Origin of the sequence: Sorangium sp. So ce131 (genome assembly GCF_051519095.1) — a bacterium.
Lineage (GTDB): Bacteria > Myxococcota_A > Polyangia > Polyangiales > Polyangiaceae > Sorangium.
The window spans coordinates 9,978,608-9,995,649 of sequence record NZ_CP150455.1; the positions used below are offsets into that span (position 1 = coordinate 9,978,608).

Consider the following 17,042-nt stretch of genomic DNA (forward strand, 5'->3'; position numbering starts at 1 on the left):
CTATGGAATCGCCCCGTGCCACCCGAGGCCGAGCGCGGGGGCCCGCCGGCGCCCGACCACGCTCTCTCCTATCACTCCCACCACGGGCAAGCCGTACCGGTTCCACGACGAGCGCGCCCCGCGCGCGGCGGGAGCGGCGGGAACGCTGACAACCGCCGCCGACGGGCGCGTCACGTACCCCGCGACGCCCGCGCCCAGCAGCAGCCCCGCCGCGGACGCGCCGACCCAGGCCCGCTGCTGAGCCTGCGTCGGGGACCCGAACACGAGCGGGCTGGCGAGCGCGGCGGCGCCGAGGCCGCCGAGCAGCGCGCCCACGTCGATCGCCAGGACCTGCGACGCGGTCACGTCGAGCTGCGTCGCCGCGGCGGCGGCCGCCAGCCAGCCGAGCGCCGCGCCGTAGCCCATGCCCGCCCGCGGCGTCTCCATGACGTCGCCCTCCGCCGCCCACTCGCAGAGGCCGCCCAGCACGAGGCCCAGCCCGCCGCCCGAGTGCGCCATCAGCGCGCCCCCCTCGGACATGCCGCCGAGCGTGAGCCCCAGCGCGGCGAGCGAGACCCCGGCGGCCCCGCCGATCAGCCCGGCGGCCCAGCGCTCCTGCCCCGGATCGTGCGCGTAATCCGCGAAGCGGCCGCTGTAGATCAGGTGGCCCGCCATCGTCGGCCACCACGTGCCGGACGCGAGGAACCACGCGTCGGCCACGCCGACGTCCCACTCCTCCGCGATGATGATCGCGCCGCCGAGGCCGATGCCGGCCCCGACCGCGAGCAGCGGGTAGAGCAGGCGCGGATCGTCCGAGCCGCTCGAGCGCTGGATCGCGTAGCCGACGAGGCCGCCATAGAGGGTCGCGTTGGCCACGAGCGTCGCCTTCCCCGCGCTGCGCGCCGGGGTGGCCAGGCGCCCCCGGCACCGCTCGGCGCACGGCGCGTCCTCGCCGCCGCGGGGGCGGCCGCCGGCGCCGCCGTCGAGCTCGGCCACGAGGTCGCGGAGCATCACCGCCGCGCGCACCGCGAGCTCGCCGCGCGCGACACGCTCCACGCGCACGCGCAGCGAGCTCGCGCCGCCGGGCGCGAGGGCCAGCCGGAGCTCCACGTCGTCGCCGCGCAGCTCGAGGCTCGGCGCGATGATCAGCCGGTCGCCCGCCCGCGCGCGCGACGCGAGCTCGGCCTCCTCGACCCGCACGCGCGCGGCGGCGCGGCCGGCCAGATCCACCGAGAGCCCGAGGTCCTGCGCCGTGTCCGCGAGGAGCGCGTCGAGGGCGCTCGCGAGCGGCGCCGCGCGCTCCGCCGCGTCGGGCGCGACCGCCGTCGGGAGCACGACGGCCCGCCGCGCCGGCGGCGCGGGCGACGGCGGCAGCGCGGCCGGCGACGGCGAGGCAGCTGGCGACGGCGGCTCCGCGGGCGCCGGCTGCGCCGCCGCGGGCGCAGGCTCGGCCGACGCCGGCGCCGCCGCGGCGAGCGCCAGGGCGAGCGCCAGAGCGCCCGCGCGGCCGCGGAGGTGCCAGGGGTCGATCATGCTTCGCTGCTCAAGGCCCCGCGGCGCGCGCGGCGCTGGCCACCCGCGCGCGGCGTCGATCGGCTCAGAACATCACGGTGCCGCTCGCGAACACGTCGAACGTGTTGCTCTCGTTCACGTAGAAGCGGCGGCCGACCGCGTTGAGCGTGGGGCGGTAGTTGGGGTTGGGGCTGCCGGTGACCGTCAGGCTCCCGTCCTGGTTCTGGCGGCGGCAGGGCCCGGCCGTGTCGAGGCTCTGCTTGAACGCGGAGTTGCACGGCTGATCGCCGCCGATGCCGTGCCCCTGCTCGTGGCGCAGGCCGACGCCGAGCTGGAACTTCACGTTCTCGCTCGCCTGCCAGGCCACGCTCGCCGAGCCGCGGTACGTGCCGTAGGGCTGCACGTCGGTGAGCCCCGTGAAGTACGTCCGCTGCGAGCCCTGATCGACCACCGATGTGACGCAGGCGGCCTGGACGCCGCTCCTGCACGCCGCCGGGTCGTACGCGTCGTTCTTGCGGAACGCCGCCCACTGCGGCTGCCGCAGCGTGCCCGCGTCGCTCGATCCGAGCGCGTCGAACAGCTCCGAGTAGTCGCGCCCCTCGGAGTGGTACTCGCCGGCGAAGCGCAGATCGAACGTGAGCCGGCTGAACTTCTCGCGGTTCTCCCACGGGATGATCATCACGCCGAGCGTCACGGTGCCGACGAGCGGAGGGTGGTTGACCAGCGACGTCTCGACGTCGGTGAGGCCGTAGTCGCTCGACTCCTGGTGGAACTCGAACAGCGCCTTGAACCCGCCGTACGGCTCGATGTACTTGATCCGCTTGGAGAGGAACGTGTGCACCTCCAGGCCGATCGTGCCGCGCGAGACGCCGGCCTCGCGCGCGGCGAGCCGCTCGCCCTCGAAGGCGCCGTCGGTCTCGCCGTTCCGGTTGATGTCCCGCGGATCGGCGCACTTGATCTGGCCGGCCCGCGGCGACTCCGTGCAGGCGTGCATCGGCTCGCTCACCGGGAAGCGCCCCTCGATCCCGAACAGCCAGGTCGGCTTCGTCCGATCGCGCGCCTGGTTCATGATGTTCACGTCGAGGCCGACGGCCAGGTGCTCGATGCCGCTCCGGCTCGGCGACTTGAACGGCAGGTCGAACAGCCGCTCCCCCGGCGCGCCCGCGAGCACGACGTCCTGGGCCTCGGCGCTCCCGTCGAGGTCCGTGAGCTCACGCGCGTTGTTCAGGATGATCGGCAGCTTGAGGTAGACCGCCAGATCCTTGTAGAGGCCGATGTCGACGCGCGGCACGAGCTTCGAGGTCGTCTCGCTGTAGCTCGCGACGTTGAGCAGGTTCGACGTGTAGCCGCCCGTGGACAGCCCCGGCGCGGCGATGCTCGTCTCCCGCCGGATCTTCGCGCTCTTCGTCGAGTACTCGAAGCCGAGGCTCAGGTTGAGGTCGAAGGTGTCGCCGTCGTCGAAGGCGTCGATCACGCTCGTGACCTCGCCCGACTCCATCATGACCCGCGGCTCGGTGGCGCTCCGCGGCTCATCGGCGAGCGCCGCGGGCGCCGCGAGGAGCGCCGCCGCCGCGACGGCGAGCGACGCGAACGCCGGGCCGCAGTCCACGCGATCGGCCACGCTGATGGCGACGCGAGCAAGTTGGCCTTCGCCGTACCTTCTGCCGTGCATGATCATGGTTATCCGTCGGACGGACGCTACCGGCCGGGGTAGGAGGGTGTCAATCCGCGAATCGATCGCCGGGGACTCACGCTGCACGCCGCCTGCGTGCCGCCCGCGCTCCGTCCCGCATGCCCGGCCGCTCCGCGCGGCGGGGCGGCGGCGCGGATCACCGCGCCTGCGGGCGCTCCTCCGGCGCGAAGGGGCTCTTGCCCTCCTCGCTGTCCGGGAAGATCTCGCTCGTGATGTCCTCCGCGGCGAGCTCCTCGCGGGCGGTGGTCAGGTCGCGCGACGTCTGGTCGAGCCGGTCGGCGAGCACGCCGAGGAACTGCCAGAGCAGCTTGACGGCGAGCTCGTGCTCCTTGCGGAGGATCTCGAAGAAGTCCGCGCGCCGGACGGCGATGAGCTCGCTCTGCTCCACGGCCGAGACCGTGGCGGAGCGCGGCATGCTCCGGATGAGGGCCATCTCGCCGAAGTGCTCGCCCGGGCCGACCTCGCTCAGCACGGCGTCGCCGCGCACGATGCGGACGAGGCCCGAGAGCACGATGAACAGCTCGTCGCCGCGGTCGCCCTCGCGGACCACCACCTGGCCGGGCTCGAACGAGAGCACCTCGGCCACCTGCATCACGCGGAGCATCTCGCGCTCGTGCAGGCGCGCGAAGAGCGGCATCTTCGCGAGCACGTCGCGCTTCAGCGCGAGCAGCCGGGCGCGCACGCTGTCGCGGTGATCGCCCTGGCCGAGCCGCACGAGGACGGCGGTGATGTTGTCCTTGCCGCCCTTCCGGTTCGCGAGATCGATGAGGCCGTTCGCGGCGACCTCGCCGTTCTCCTCCTCGAAGAACGGCTCGAGCTCGGCGGTGTGCGCGATGTAGCCGTGGAGCCCGTCCGACGCGAGCAGGAACTGGTCGCCCGGGAGCACCTCGATCGTGAGCGTGTCGACCTCGACGCGCTCGTACACGCCGACGGCGCGCGTGATCGCGTTCTTCTGCGCGACCTTCTCGATCTGATCGCGGGTGAGCTTGCCGCGCTTGATGAGCTCGTTGTAGACGGTGTGGTCCTCGGTGACCTGCTGGATGCGGCCCTCGCGGAGCAGGTAGATGCGGCTGTCGCCGACGTGGGCGATGTACCCGTGCGAGCCCGCGATCAGGAGCGCCGACAGCGTCGTGCCCATGCCGCGCTTGGTCGCGTCGGCCTTCGCCTCCTCGTGGATCCGCGCGCACGCGCGCTGCACGGCGTGCTCGAGCAGGCTGAGGACCTCCTTCATCGCCGCGCGCCGCACGTTGCTGCGCGCCTGGTTCTCGATGAGGTCCCGCTCCTTCTTGAGCTCCTCGTGGATGATCCGGACGGCGAGGGCGCTCGCCACCTCGCCCGCGGCGTGTCCGCCCATTCCGTCGGCAACCACAAAGAGCGCGAGCTTCTTGTCGACGAGGTAGTTGTCCTCGTTGTGGTCCCGCATGCGGCCGACATCCGTGGCCGCATAAAACCTGATGTTTTCGGACAGGCCCATCGGTCCGGGCAGGCTAACCGAGGGCGCGGGAGGAAATCACTAGCGATTGCGCCCGCCGCGCACTGGGCGCGACCAGGGCGACATTCCGCCGTGCGTCCGCGTCCCGGGGAGGACACGCGCGCCGGGGACGCGCCGGCGGCGGCGGGAGGCGCTCGGGGGGCGGGTGGGGCATCGGACGCCATGGCCGCAGCGGCGAGCGGCGGTACATTCGGAACACGTAGAATGCAGACCGAGACCTCGCTGCGGCTCGTCCTCTTCGATGCCACCGACGTCGGCTGGGGCAGCGGCCTCTGGGTGAGCGGCCCGCGGCGGCAGGGCGAGGGCGCGGGCCGCGCCGCCGGCGAGCCCGCGGATCCGAACGGGACGGCGGGGGCGAGCTTCGGGCTGTCGCCGATCTGGCGCGCCGGCGCGGCCCTCCACCGGGCCACGGGCGCGGCGGACGCGTCGCTGGCCGCGGCGAGCTGGGCCGAGGGGCTCGCGTGGGCGGCGCGCACGGCGCGTGAGCGCGGCCGCAAGATCGCGTCGCTGCAGGCCTGGGGGCACGGCGGCTGGGGGTTCATGGGCCTCGGGGAGACGCGCCTCGACCGGGCGGCGCTCCGGCCGGGCTCCCCGCTCGACGCCGCGCTGACCGCCCTGCGGGGCGAGCTCGCGGGCCCGGACGCGGTCGTGTGGCTCCGCTGCTGCAGCGCCTTCGGCCACACCGGCCGGGACTTCGCGCGGGCGCTCGCCGACCGGCTCGGCTGCCGGGTCGCGGGGCACACGCACATCATCGGCTTCTATCAGAGCGGGACGCACTCGCTCCGCCCGGGCGAGGCGCCGGGGTGGGATCCGCACGAGGGCGTGCGCTTCTCCGGCGGGTCGCCGGACGGCGCCAGCTGGTCGTCGCGCGCCGCGCCGAACACCGTGACGTGCCTCGCGCGCGATCTTCCCCGCGGTTTCTGAGGCCGCTCCGGCGCTCGACCGGCCCGCGGGGGCCGGCGTACCCTGCCGCCATGGCGCCGCCGGACGATCTGCGGGATCGCGCGCTCGATCTGCTGAGCCGCGGGGACATGGGCGGCGGGATCGCCGGCCTGGAGGAGCACCTCGCGGCCGCGCCGGGCGACGGCGGGGCGTGGCTCGCGCTCGGGGCGGCGTACGCGGCGGTCGAGCGCTGGGCGGACGCGGCGCGGGCGCTTGCGCGCGGCGTGGACGACGCGCGCGGCGTGGACGACCCGCGCGGCGTGGACGACGCGCGCGGCGTGGACCTCGACGGCGGCGCGACCGAGGCGCGCCTCGCGCTCGCGCGCTCGCTCGTCCACCTCGGCCGGCTCGACGACGCGATCGCCGAGCTCCGGAAGGCCGCCGCGATCGAGCCGCCCGACCCGCGCGCGCTGCGCGAGCTCGGGATCCTGCTCTACGACCGGCAGCGCTACGACGAGGCGACCCTTTGGCTCGCGCGGGCGTGCGAGGCGGCGCCGGAGGACGGGCGCGCGGCCTTCGCGCTCGGGCTCGCGCACGAGGCGCGCCGCGACGTCGCGGCGGCGATCGCGGCGTACCGCGAGGCGGTGCGGCGGGCGCCGGCGTTCGCCGACGCGCGGCTCGTGCTCGCCGACGCGCTCGCGTCGATCGGCGAGCACGAGCAGGCGCTGCGCGAGCTCGAGGCGCTGCTCGCGCGCGAGCGGACCCACGAGAAGGCGGCGCACAACCGCGAGGTGCTCGAGCGGGCGCTCGCCGAGATGCGCGCGCGCCGGCTGCTCGGCAAGACGGAGCGGGAGCTCGCGCGGTCGGCGCTGTTCGTGGAGGCGCAGCTCAGGCGCCGCGACGCGCTGCCGGCGCCGGCGGGCGAGGCGGCGGCGCGCCGGGTGGTCCGTTATGCGGCGCCGCTCCTCGAGCTGTACGCGACCTTCGACGCGCGCGGGGGCGGCGGCGCGCCGGGCGACGGCGTGATCGAGGCGCTGCACCTCGCGCTCACCGATCCGGATCGCGCCGCCCGGTCCGAGGACGACGTCTTCAAGGTCACGGTGATCGCCGAGGACGGGCGGCAGGCGCCGGTGAACTACGCGACCGGCGCGTCGCTCACGTTCCTGCGCGAGGCGCTCGGCTGCCCGATGACGCAGGCGAGCGCGCTCTACGCGGCGCTGCTCCACGGGAGCCCCTCGGTCGACTGGGGCGGCGCGACGCTGCGGTTCGCGAGCGTGCCGGGCGCCGCGGAGCGTCCCGGCGGCGAGCGCCACGGCCTCCTCGTCAGCCTGCGCGTCTAGGCGCGTCGCGAGGCGCGCGCGCGCCGCGGCAGGGGCGCGCGCTCGGCGGCCGCGGGCTTCGCCTCGCCGCGCGAGATCATCCCGAGGTCGTGCAGCGAGGCGTAGTGGCCGTCCGGGGAGAGGATGATGTGATCGACGAGCGGCACGCCGACCACGTCGCCGGCCGCCACGACCGCGTCCGTCATGAGCATGTCCTCCGGAGAGGGCGCGGGGTCGCCGCTCGGGTGGTTGTGCACCAGCACGAGCGCCGACGCGGCGTCCGCGAGCGCGGCGCGCAGGATGTCCCGCGCCGCGACCGAGCACCCGTGCAGGCCGCCCTGCGCGACCCTGCGGGCCCCGCGCATCCCGTTGCGGCCGTCGAGGGAGATCACCCACATCTGCTCGTGGTCGAGCGGGCCGAGGTGCGCCGCGCACCACGCCGCGATCGAGGCCGAGGAGCGCACCGGAGGGCGCGGGCGCGCCGCGCGCTCGAAGGCGCGCCGCCCGAGCTCGAGCGACGCGGCGATGCGGAGCGCCTTGGCGAGGCCGAGGCCGGGGTGCTCGGCGAGCGCGTGCGGGCCGAGCCTCGAGATCCCCTCCAGCCCGGAGAAGCGCGCGAGGAGCGCGGCCGAGACGAGGGTCACCGGGGTGCCGACGAGGCCGCTGCCGAGCACGATCGCGAGCAGGTCGGCGTCGCCGAGCGACCAGATCCCCTCCTCGAGCGCGCGCTCCCGCGGTCCGGCGAACGCGGCGAGCGCCGAGGGCTCGTCGGCGTACGGGTCGGGGTCGGGGAGAGGTTCGGACGGCAGCGTGGTGCTCTTCCACAGGCTCATGCGCGGGCGACAAGCACGCGTCGGGCCCGGCGGCAGCGCGCGCGCTCTCCGGGCGAGGCGCGCGCCGGCGCGCGCCGGCGCGGCGGCGGGACCGGCGGCGGCCCTGGCGCCCGCCAGGGCCGCGTCCTCCAGAGCGGCGGTCACCCGCACAGGAGACGGGTCCAGATCGGCGTTTTCGGCGCGCAAGCGCACTCCTGTGCGCTGAGCACCGAAAACGCCGAGATGGGCCCGTATCCGAAGCGGGTGACCGCCGCTCACTCGACGCGGACGATGGTGTCCGGCGGCAGGCTCTCGGCGAAGGCGTCGCGCGCAGCGCGCACCTTCGCCTCGACGAGGCCGTCGAACGTGAGCTTCGTGCGGTACTCGACGCCGGCCCACCGGGGGTACGAGCCGATGTCCACGTCGCGGTGGGCCGCGACCACGCGGTCGAGCATGGGCTTGAGCTGCCCCTCGTCGAGCGTCGTGAACACCGCGTGCGAGACGAACGGCGTGCCGCCGGAGAGCTCCGCCTGGATGAGCGCCTGCTTCGCCCGGAAGATCTGCGGCACGCCGGGCAGCATCCACACGTTGCGCATCACCACCGCCGGCCACGCCGCGCTGCCGTCCGTCACGAGCCGCGCGCCCTCGGGGACGCGGGCCATGAGCAGGTGCCCCTCGGTGAGCCGCTCGCCGTAGTACTCCCGCAGCATGCGCTCGATGTTCGGCGCGCTGACCACCGGCACGCCGAACGCGCGCGCGACGCCCTCGATCGTGAGGTCGTCGTGCGTCGGGCCCACGCCGCCGCTCGTGAACACCCAGTCGTACGCCGCGGCGAGCGCCCGCACCTCGTCGGCGATCACGTCGAGCTCGTCGAGCACCATGACCACGCGCGTAAGCTTCACGCCGAGCGCGCGCAGGGTGCCGGCGAGCACGACCAGGTTCTCGTCAGCGATCTTCCCGCTGAGCAGCTCGTTGCCGATGATCAGCGCCGCTGCGGTCCTCATCTCCACCTTGCTCCGCTCAGCCCTCGAACTCGCGCGTCACCGGCCGCCCGTCGGCGTCCATCCCGAGCAGCTCCTCGACGCGCTTCTCCGCGCGGTCGAGGCGCTCCTGCGCCGACCGCGACAGCCGGATGCCCTCCTCGAAGAGCGAGAGCGCGCGCTCGAGCGGCAGGTCGCCGCCCTCGAGCTCCGCCACGATCTTCGCGAGCCGGCGCGTCGACTCCTCGAAGGAGAGCGCGCCGGCGCCCGCGGCGGGATCGCCGCTCGCCGGCGCGCCGGCGGCAGCCGACGCCGGCGTCGCGCGCGGCTCCGCGCCCGCGCCCGCGCCCACCTCGCCCTCGTCCGTCGCGTCGCTCATCGTCGTCATGGCGCAGCGTCCCCCGGGGGTGCGGCCGGCGCAAGCAGGACGGAGCTCACCCCGGGCGGCACCCCCGGCACGAGGAGCACGCCGTCCGGGTCCGCCACGACCGGGACGGCCAGCCCATCCGGGCGGACGAGCCGCGCCGCGCGGGAGGCCGCGCTCGCGGCCGCGCTCGGGTCGTTCGGGACGATCGCGATCCACACCACCCCGGTGGCCAGCGCGGCGCGCGGCGGCTCGAGCGGCCGCGCCTCGGCGCCGGAGAGGGCGGACCGGGCGAGCGCGCGCACGCCGTCGTCCGGATCGAGATCGCGCGCCAGCTGGAGGACGCGCCTGCGCTGCATCTCGGCGCGCCGGGACAGCCCGCGGACGATCGCGCGGCGCACCGCCGGGTCGTCCTCGAAGCGGTAGGCGCGCGCGAGGAGCGAGACGCTGTCGGGCATGGGGTCGCCCCCGAGGCCGAGCGCGACGTGCGCGCGCACCACGGGGTCGCTCCCCTCGAGCAGCCGCTTGAGCCTGCCGCGGATCACCTCGTCGTCGCGGGCCGCGAGCGCGCGGGCCGCGAGCGGTGAGAGCGGGCCGCCCGCCTCGGCCAGGGCGGCGAGCCGCGACGTCGTGAGCCCGCCGCCGCGCGGCGCCGCGAGCAGCGCGACGCCGGCCGAGATCGCCGCGGCGTCGGGCGCCGCGCCGGGGTCGCCGGGCGCGGCGAGCGCCTCGAAGAGCGGCGCGAGCTCGGCGAGGGCGGCGTCGCCGCGCGCGAGCGCGCCGCGCGCCGCCGCGTGGACCGCCGCGCGGTCGCACGACGCCGGGGCGCACGCGCCCGCGACCTCGCCCGCGCCGCGGAGGCCGAGCGCCACGGCGCCGAACGCCCCGACGGCGCGCTCGGCGGAGCCCCGCGGCGCGGCGAGCGCGGCGAGGAGCCGCTCCTCGAGCGGCGCGGGCGGGTCCCGCAGCGCGAGGGCGCGGACGACGCCGGCGCGCAGGGCGAGCCGCTGGAGCGCGCCGTCCTTCGCGGCGCGCGGGCCCTTGGCCGCCGCCCCGATTGCCGCTTCGATCGCCGCCTCGAGCGCGGCCCGCGCCTCGGCCCCCGGCATCGTCGCCAGCGCGAACGCGGCCGCCGTCGCGAGCGCGCCGCCCTCCATCAGCCCGCGCAGCTGCCGCGCCGCCTCCGCGCCGCCCGCGCGCCCGAGCGCCGCGACCGCGCGCGGCCGCGCGTCCTCCGGCAGCAGCGGGATCGCGCGCGCGAGCGCGGTCGCGAGCCGCGCGGAGGGCGCGAGCTCGGCCAGCCTGAGCCCCTCGAGCCGCGCCGCCTCGGATCCGAGCAGCGCGGCCACGGCGTCCGGCGCCTCCGGCGCGCCCAGGTAGACGAGGATCTCGGCCGCCGCCTCGAGGAGCCGCGGCTCCGGCTTGCGGATCCACGCGCGCGCCTTCGCGAGCGCCGCCTCGTCGCCGAGCCGCGCGAGCGCGCGCGCCGCGGCCACCTGCGCCGCGCGGTCGCCGCCCTCGAGCATCGGCCTGAGCGCCTCGATCGCCCGCAGGTCGCCGAGCTCGCCGAGGAAGCCGACGAGCGCCGGCTCGATCCGCTTGCGGCCCCCGAGCAGCAGCTGGAGCGACTCGGGCGGGTAGGCCCGGAGCGCGCGCGCCGCCGCCTCGCCCGCGGCGCCGCCCTGCACGATCGCGCCCGCGAGCGCGCCGAGCGCGCGCTTGTCGCCGGCGCGGGCGAGCGCGAGGGCGGCCGTGCCGCGCAGCACCTCGCCGAGCGGCGCGGCCGCCCCGCGCGCGGAGGCGCCGCCCTCCGAGAGCTCGCGCGTGAGGACCTGCCGCACGTTGTCGCGGTGCGCGTGCGGCGCGAGCGCCCGCGCCGCCTCGAGCCGCGCCCGGAGGTCGCGCGCGGCCGGGGATCCCTGCTCGATCGCCGCGAGCAGCGCGCTCACCGCCTCCTCGGTGCCGATCGTCCCGAGCCGCTCGATGCCGCGGAGCCGCGCCTCGGGGTCGCCCGACGAGAGCAGCCGCTCCGCGACCGGCACGCCCAGGCTCCCGCGCAGCGGCGCCGCCCCGGCGGCGGCCGGCGCGGCGCCGCGCGCCTCGGCGACCTGAGCCGCGCGCGCGCTCCCTCCCGCGCGCGGCTGCGGCGCGGCCGGACCGGCGATCGCGGCGGCCGCGAGCGCCGCGGCGAGGCCCAGGGCTCGAGGGGTTCCAGCGGGGAATCGCATGCGCTCCGCCGCACTATCCCGCGATCGAGGCCCCGCTGTCACTAGACCAGCCCGCGTCGGCGCGCCGCGGCGAGCCTGGAATTTGTTGGAAGCGCGCGCTACGTCGACCTACGGTGGGCGGCCGCGTGGCGGCGCCCCGCGCCTGTGGAATGAGGTGACGCTTGATCGACCTGGTACGGACACTGGAAAAGGCCATCACGGTATCCGCGAACAAGGCGTGGCCGGTCTTGCAGCAGCTGGCCCGGCTCGGGGCCGAGCCGGAGCCGTTCCACCCGAAGTGGAGCGACAAGCCGATCCCGCGGGGCCGCCAGCGCTCGAAGCCGCCGCTCGGCTGGCCCCGGGAGACGGACAGCCTGTGCCCGCGGTGCGTCAAGGAGGCCCGCGCCGAGATCCTGAGTGGCGAGGCGGACTGGACCAAGCTCATCCACGACAAGCCCGGGGAGATCCGCGCCCGCATCGTCGCGCAGGGCGGGCGGGTCGTCATGGAGAAGACCTGCCCGAAGCACGGCTCCTTCTCGGACACGATCTCGATCGACCCCGAGTTCCTCGCCCGCATCGAGCGCCTCTTCGGCGGCCGCGACGTCGAGATGACGCCGGACCGGATCCACAACCACGGCTCGAGCACCATCCGGTACGGCCGCGGCGCGGTGCTCACGGTCGACCTCACGAACCGTTGCAACATGATGTGCGACCCGTGCTTCATGGATGCCAATCAGGTCGGCTACGTGCACGAGCTCTCCTGGGAGGACATCACGCGGATCCTGGACGACGCGGCCGACGTGCGCCCGCGCCGCCAGATGTCGATCCAGTTCTCCGGGGGCGAGCCGACGCTGAGCCCGCATTTCCTCGACGCGATCCGGTACGCGCGCGAGAAGGGCTACTTCGCGGTGCAGTGCGCCACGAACGGGATCCGCTTCGCGGAGGAGCCGGGCTTCGCCAAGAAGGCCAAGGAGGCGGGCCTCAGGATGGCGTACCTGCAGTTCGACGGCGTGACGAACGCCGCCAACGGCCACCGGAAGATCGGGAACCTCTACGACGTGAAGCTGCGCGCCATCGAGGAGCTCTCGGCCGCCGGGATCGACGTCATCCTGGTCGTGACCATCGTCAACGGCGTCAACAACGATCAGGTCGGCCCCATCATCGACTTCGCGGTCCAGAACGCCGACAAGATCACGGTCGTGAGCTTCCAGCCGGTGAGCTTCACCGGCCGCGACGAGGACATCTCCGACGAGCTGCGCGAGAAGCAGCGCTACACGCTGAGCCACCTCGCGCACGACGTCGCCCGGCAGACCGGCGTGACCCACCCGCTCCGCGACTGGTTCCCCCTGTCCGCGCTCAGCCCCTTCGGCGACGTGACCGACCTGCTCGACGGCCCCGATCGCGACTGGGGACAGATCAACTGCGGCTGTCACCCGAACTGCGGGATCGGGACCGTGCTCTTCGTCCACAAGAAAACCAAGCAGATGGTCCCTCTGCTCGACTTCATCGATGTCGAGGGTCTGCTCGCCGATCTGCGCGCGATCTTCGACGCCGGGCGCGGGCGCGCGTTCACGAAGGCCCAGGTCGTCGCCGCGCTGCTGCGCCATTACCGGCCCGAGAAGGCGCCGGCGGGCTTCAACCTCGCCACGCTGGTGAAGCAGTTCATGAGTCAGACGGGCGCGGCGCACGCCGGCGAGGGCGACGCCCGCGAGTACGAGTGGCGGATCCTGTTCGTCGCGGGCATGTGGTTTCAGGACCTGTTCAACTACGACTTTCGCCGCACCGAGATGTGCATCATTCCGTACGGAACGCAGCTCGGCGAGATCAGCTTTTGCGCGTACAACACCGGCGCCGGGTGGCGGAACATCCTCGAGAAGATGAAGGCGAACGCCACGGTGGCGGAGTGGTACAAGAAGCACGGCCGGCACCCCGTGTATGCAAAGAATAAGGATCTTCCTCTACCGGCCTACGACAATCCCCTTACCATCGTGGAGCATGACCTTGCGCTCCGCGAGCGCGCGCAGGGCGGCGCCCGCGCGCGGCCGGCCAGGCGGCTGCCGATCGTGAGCTGATCGCGCTGAGCCGAGCGCCCTCTGCGCGCGTGTCCTCCCGTCAGTCCTGTCAGATTCCGTGAAGTTCCGTAAAGACGCGTCGGCCCGCGCGGCCGCGGCGCCGCGCCGGCGAGATCGCCCGCCGACGGTCGTACTAAGCCTCACATCGGAAGACCGAACATGATTTTCATCCTGGGCACGCGTCCGCGCCGTTCTGCGCGGGACTCGTGGAGAACGCACCTCTCATGGTGTAGTCTCGCCACGTGACCTTGCACGCGGGGCGCTATGAGACCGTGCGAGCCATCGCGTCGGGCGGCATGGCCACGGTGTATCTGGGTCGGTCCGTCGGCGCCGGCGGCTTCGAGCGCCTCGTCGCCCTGAAGATGATGCACCCGCACATCGCGGCGGAGCCCGAGTTCGTCGCGATGTTCCTCGACGAGGCGCGCCTGGCGGCGCGGGTGCGCCACCCGAACGTCGTCGCGACGTTCGACCTGGTCGAGGACCCGCTGTTCCTCGTGATGGAGTACATCGAGGGCCCGTCGCTGCACCTGCTCCTCCGCACGTGCGCGCGGGCGAAGCGGCCCCTCCCGCTCGGGGTCGCGCTCCGCATCTTCCTCGACGTGCTCGCGGGCCTCCACGCCGCGCACGAGCTCACCGGCTCGAGCGGCGAGCCGCTCCACCTCGTGCACCGCGACGTCTCGCCGCAGAACGTGCTCGTCGGCGCCGACGGCGTCGCGCGCATCACGGACTTCGGCGTGGCGCGCGCCGAGTCGAGGCTCGTCTCGACGCACGGCAACGCCCTCAAGGGCAAGCTCGCGTACATGGCCCCCGAGCAGATCCGCGGGCAGCCGGTCGATCGCCGCAGCGACGTGTACTCGGCCGGCGTGGTGTTCTGGGAGATGCTCACGGAGCAGCGCCTGTTCAAGGCGGACAACGACGGCGCGCTGCTCGCGCAGATCCTCGACGGCCCGCCCGCCGGGCCGCGGGCGGTGGCGCCGGAGGTCCCGGCCGCGATCGACGCGATCTGCCTGCGCGCGCTGCGCGCGGATCCGGGCGAGCGCTTCCCGACCGCGGCCGAGTTCGCCGACGCCCTGGAGCACGCGGCCGCGCACACGCCGGGCCTGGCCGTTTCGTCCCCCCGGGCGGTGGAGGCGCTCATCAAGGAGCTCGGCCTGCACGTGCCGCCGGAGCAGATCGCGGGGCCCATGAGCGTGCGCAACGGTCCGTCCTCGAGCTCCGCGCCGAGGTCGCTGCGCTCGCCGCAGAGCCAGCGCTCGACGCAGGGCCAGGCCCCGCCGCCGAGCCAGCGCCTGCCGCCGAGCCAGCGCCTGCCGCCGAGCCAGCGCCTGCCGCCGAGCCAGCGCCTGCCGCCGAGCCAGCGGGCCCTCCGGGCCGGGGCCGCGGGCTTCGAGGCGAGCGCGCCGGGTCTCGACGTCGTCGTCTCCGAGGCCGCGTCCCACCGGCACAGCGCCGTGCGACGGGGCGCGATCGCCGGCGCCCTCGTGGCCGTGCTCGGGCTGGGGGCCTTCTTCGCGGTCGGCGCGCGCGAGCCCGCCGCGCGGGAAGCCGCGGAGAGCGGCCCTGCCGCGGCGAGCGCGTCGCTCCTGCCGGCGGCCGTGGCGGACAGCTCGCTGGTCCAGGTGGACGCGCCGGCGCAGCCCGGCGGATCCGCCCAGGCCCCTGCCCCCGCCGCGAACGGCGCGGCGGCGCCGCCGACGCCCCCTGCGCCCTCGGCCGCCGCGCCCTCGGCCGCCGCGGCCCTCCAGCCGGCGGTGAACGCGACGCCGCGACCGAGCCCCGTCCCGGCCCCGCTCTCCGGGGTCGCGAAGCCCAAGGCGAGCCGGCCCGAGACGCGCACCGCGAGCGGGTCGGCCCCACGAACGACGGGCGGGGCCGCGACACGGACGCCGACCGGCGCCGCGGCGCGCCCCGCGACCGGCGCCGCGTCGCGGACGGCGACCGGCGCCGCGTCGCGGACGACGACAGCGAAGCCCGCACCCCGCCCGCCGGCCGCCCGCAGCGCCGCGCCGAAGGCACCGGCGCCGCCGCGGAGCGGCGCCCCGCGGACGACGTCCCGAACGCCCTACAGGCCCACAGATCTGTGAGCTCCACGCGCTGTCGCGCAGGGGAGCGGCCTCGCCTCCCCTCGCGACACGCCGCGCGTCCTCCGCGCGGCCGCCGCGAGTGGACTCCCCCGGCGCGCACGCGCCGCAGGCCCGCGCGACCGCCGCGTGGACCTCGCCAGGCGCCGCGTGGACCTCGCCGGCGCCGCGTGGACCTCGCCGGCGCCGCGTGGACCTCGCCGAGCGCCGTCCGCCGCTTCTGCTAGCGCCGCGCGCCGCTTCGGCTTCTGTCCGGCGAGCGCCGGCGTGCGCCCGCAAGAAAACGCCATCCAGAACGCCAGGATCCGGCGCGCCGCCGGGAGCGTGAAAGTACCGCACTAGCGGCAATATCCACCACCACCGGATTCAGCCCCCGTCGCTGGCAGGCCCATGATCTTCCGCGGAGGCCCATGATCCGGCGCCGAAGCACGTCCAACGCTCCGACGACGAGGCAGCCATCCGCATCCTCTCCGAGACGTGACGCCCGGCAGCACGCCCACATGCTGAAGGTGCCGCCGAGAGACACCTACATCCTCGCGACCTGCCGCAGATGGAGAGTCGCTATCGCACGAGCGTGGCATACGAGACAGGCTATTCTTGTGGTGGGCCCGGCAGGTGCTCGCCCAAGTGAAAGGCGCGCCGCGCGTCAGACGTTACCTCGGGGGAACCAGCTCATGCGCTCGCTGTTCGAGCAGATGGTCGAGTGCTGCGGCCTCGCGCCCGCATTCGCCAGGAAGATCATCCAGGATTCCTGCGAGCGCATCGGGGTCTCGCCGCCCGAATCGATGACGCCGGCCGATCTCATCCGCTCGCTCCCCCACGTCCGCCAGGCGCTCGGCGTCTTCCTCGATCCCGGCGAGGTCGCGCTGAAGACGGCCGCGATGCGCGCGCTCGTGAAGGGATCCTGGCCCAACATGCCCGCCGTCACGCCCCCCGCGCCGGAGCAGGAGAACCGGGCAGCTCAGGAGGAGCGCAAGGGCAGATCGAGCTCGTAGAGCTCGTAATGGGACCGTTGCATTCCAAGCGCGACATAGGTCGCCTGCGCCCGCGTGTTCGAGGTCTCCACGTAGAGGCGGATGCCGCATACGTTCCCCGCCTCCGCCGCCATCTCGTGGAGCCGCCGGTAAAGGGCGCGGTAGACGCCGCTGCGCCGTGATGCGGGAGACACGTAGACGGACTGAATCCACCAGAAAATGCCGTTTCTCCAGTCACTCCATTCATAGGTGATCATCAGCTGCCCGGCGACCTCCGCGCCGCGCTCGGCGAGCAGATAGAACCCCTTGCCCTCGTCGGCGATCAGGGCGGCGGCGCCGCGCAGGGTGACCGAGGTGTCCAGCACCTTGCCCTCGGTCTCGAGCGCCATCGCCCTGTTGTTCGCCGCGATCACCTCGACGTCGGAGGGCGTCGCCCGGCGGATGACGAGCTCGGTCACAGGGCCACCTCCTGACCGGTATTACAGGAAAGTCCTTCCTCCGCGCGGCGCGGGGACGGCGGACAGGGAAGCTCGGGTGCGCAGCGTCGGGTCCACATGGCTCGACCCATACCGCGGGCGGCGGGGCTGCTCAATGGCCTCACCTCGACGCGCGGCCGAGGCGCGCGGAGCGGAGAGGCGCCCCGAGGACGCCGCGGCGCGTTATGTTTCGAGATGG

Annotated in this window: 13 protein-coding genes; 5 read left to right on the plus strand and 8 right to left on the minus strand. The window is 75.0% G+C overall.

Annotated elements, in window-relative coordinates; translation table 11 throughout:
* From WMF43_RS36245 to WMF43_RS36255, 3 genes are all read right to left on the minus strand, one after another.
* Positions 1–1,512: a hypothetical protein gene (locus WMF43_RS36245; RefSeq protein WP_437671804.1), complete on the minus strand. Its 1,512-nt coding sequence runs from the start codon at positions 1,510–1,512 to the stop codon at positions 1–3.
* Positions 1,513–1,576: 64 nt separating this feature from the next.
* Entirely contained in the window at positions 1,577–3,163 is a 1,587-nt protein-coding gene (locus WMF43_RS36250) for a hypothetical protein (protein ID WP_437671806.1), read from the minus strand.
* 157 nt (positions 3,164–3,320) lie between these two features.
* A complete protein-coding gene (locus WMF43_RS36255; protein WP_437671808.1) occupies positions 3,321–4,658 on the minus strand; it encodes a Stp1/IreP family PP2C-type Ser/Thr phosphatase in 1,338 nt (445 codons plus the stop codon).
* Positions 4,659–4,880: 222 nt separating this feature from the next.
* Here WMF43_RS36255 and WMF43_RS36260 point away from each other — a divergent pair, with 222 nt between their 5' ends.
* Together WMF43_RS36260 and WMF43_RS36265 are read left to right on the plus strand one after the other, a co-directional pair.
* Entirely contained in the window at positions 4,881–5,600 is a 720-nt protein-coding gene (locus WMF43_RS36260; RefSeq protein ID WP_437671810.1) for a DUF4347 domain-containing protein, read from the plus strand.
* A 50-nt stretch (positions 5,601–5,650) separates the two neighbouring features.
* Complete coding sequence (locus tag WMF43_RS36265) at positions 5,651–6,898, plus strand: tetratricopeptide repeat protein (RefSeq protein ID WP_437671812.1); 1,248 nt, start codon at positions 5,651–5,653, stop codon at positions 6,896–6,898.
* Here the strand turns inward: WMF43_RS36265 and WMF43_RS36270 are convergent.
* The 4 genes from WMF43_RS36270 to WMF43_RS36285 form a co-directional block, all read right to left on the minus strand.
* The gene (locus tag WMF43_RS36270) at positions 6,895–7,710 is read right to left on the minus strand and encodes a JAB domain-containing protein (RefSeq protein ID WP_437671814.1); all 816 of its coding nucleotides are present in this window, start codon (positions 7,708–7,710) and stop codon (positions 6,895–6,897) included. The genes WMF43_RS36265 and WMF43_RS36270 overlap by 4 nt on opposite strands.
* Before the next feature lie 254 nt (positions 7,711–7,964).
* The gene (locus WMF43_RS36275) at positions 7,965–8,693 is read right to left on the minus strand and encodes a competence/damage-inducible protein A (RefSeq protein WP_437671816.1); all 729 of its coding nucleotides are present in this window, start codon (positions 8,691–8,693) and stop codon (positions 7,965–7,967) included.
* A gap of 16 nt (positions 8,694–8,709) precedes the next feature.
* A complete protein-coding gene (gene xseB / locus WMF43_RS36280) occupies positions 8,710–9,057 on the minus strand; it encodes an exodeoxyribonuclease VII small subunit (RefSeq protein ID WP_437671818.1) in 348 nt (115 codons plus the stop codon).
* Positions 9,054–11,261 carry a HEAT repeat domain-containing protein gene (locus WMF43_RS36285; RefSeq protein WP_437671820.1) on the minus strand — a complete coding sequence of 736 codons (2,208 nt, stop codon included), beginning with the start codon at positions 11,259–11,261 and terminating at the stop codon, positions 9,054–9,056. The genes xseB and WMF43_RS36285 overlap by 4 nt, the downstream gene beginning before the upstream one ends.
* A 161-nt stretch (positions 11,262–11,422) precedes the next feature.
* On the opposite strand from WMF43_RS36285, the gene WMF43_RS36290 reads away from it, so the two are divergent.
* The 3 genes from WMF43_RS36290 to WMF43_RS36300 all read left to right on the plus strand — a co-directional run bounded on the left by WMF43_RS36290 (position 11,423) and on the right by WMF43_RS36300 (position 16,388).
* A complete protein-coding gene (locus WMF43_RS36290; protein WP_437671822.1) occupies positions 11,423–13,312 on the plus strand; it encodes a radical SAM protein in 1,890 nt (629 codons plus the stop codon).
* Positions 13,313–13,584: 272 nt separating this feature from the next.
* Entirely contained in the window at positions 13,585–15,396 is a 1,812-nt protein-coding gene (locus WMF43_RS36295; protein ID WP_437671824.1) for a protein kinase domain-containing protein, read from the plus strand.
* A 671-nt stretch (positions 15,397–16,067) separates the two neighbouring features.
* Positions 16,068–16,388, plus strand: coding sequence for a hypothetical protein (locus tag WMF43_RS36300; RefSeq protein ID WP_437671826.1), 321 nt, complete (start codon positions 16,068–16,070; stop codon positions 16,386–16,388).
* Here the strand turns inward: WMF43_RS36300 and WMF43_RS36305 are convergent.
* Positions 16,355–16,825 carry an N-acetyltransferase family protein gene (locus WMF43_RS36305; protein WP_437671828.1) on the minus strand — a complete coding sequence of 157 codons (471 nt, stop codon included), beginning with the start codon at positions 16,823–16,825 and terminating at the stop codon, positions 16,355–16,357. The genes WMF43_RS36300 and WMF43_RS36305 overlap by 34 nt on opposite strands.
* Between the last annotated feature and the right edge of the window lie 217 nt (positions 16,826–17,042).

What these genes read in the sequence shown, in the direction of transcription:
- WMF43_RS36245 (WP_437671804.1), bottom strand. Translation starts at nt 1,512, where the DNA reads ATGATCGACCCCTGGCACCTCCGCGGCCGCGCGGGCGCTCTGGCGCTC.
- WMF43_RS36250 (WP_437671806.1), bottom strand. Translation starts at nt 3,163, where the DNA reads ATGCACGGCAGAAGGTACGGCGAAGGCCAACTTGCTCGCGTCGCCATC.
- WMF43_RS36255 (WP_437671808.1), bottom strand. Translation starts at nt 4,658, where the DNA reads ATGGGCCTGTCCGAAAACATCAGGTTTTATGCGGCCACGGATGTCGGC.
- WMF43_RS36260 (WP_437671810.1), top strand. Translation starts at nt 4,881, where the DNA reads ATGCAGACCGAGACCTCGCTGCGGCTCGTCCTCTTCGATGCCACCGAC.
- WMF43_RS36265 (WP_437671812.1), top strand. Translation starts at nt 5,651, where the DNA reads ATGGCGCCGCCGGACGATCTGCGGGATCGCGCGCTCGATCTGCTGAGC.
- WMF43_RS36270 (WP_437671814.1), bottom strand. Translation starts at nt 7,710, where the DNA reads ATGAGCCTGTGGAAGAGCACCACGCTGCCGTCCGAACCTCTCCCCGAC.
- WMF43_RS36275 (WP_437671816.1), bottom strand. Translation starts at nt 8,693, where the DNA reads ATGAGGACCGCAGCGGCGCTGATCATCGGCAACGAGCTGCTCAGCGGG.
- xseB (WP_437671818.1), bottom strand. Translation starts at nt 9,057, where the DNA reads ATGACGACGATGAGCGACGCGACGGACGAGGGCGAGGTGGGCGCGGGC.
- WMF43_RS36285 (WP_437671820.1), bottom strand. Translation starts at nt 11,261, where the DNA reads ATGCGATTCCCCGCTGGAACCCCTCGAGCCCTGGGCCTCGCCGCGGCG.
- WMF43_RS36300 (WP_437671826.1), top strand. Translation starts at nt 16,068, where the DNA reads ATGCGCTCGCTGTTCGAGCAGATGGTCGAGTGCTGCGGCCTCGCGCCC.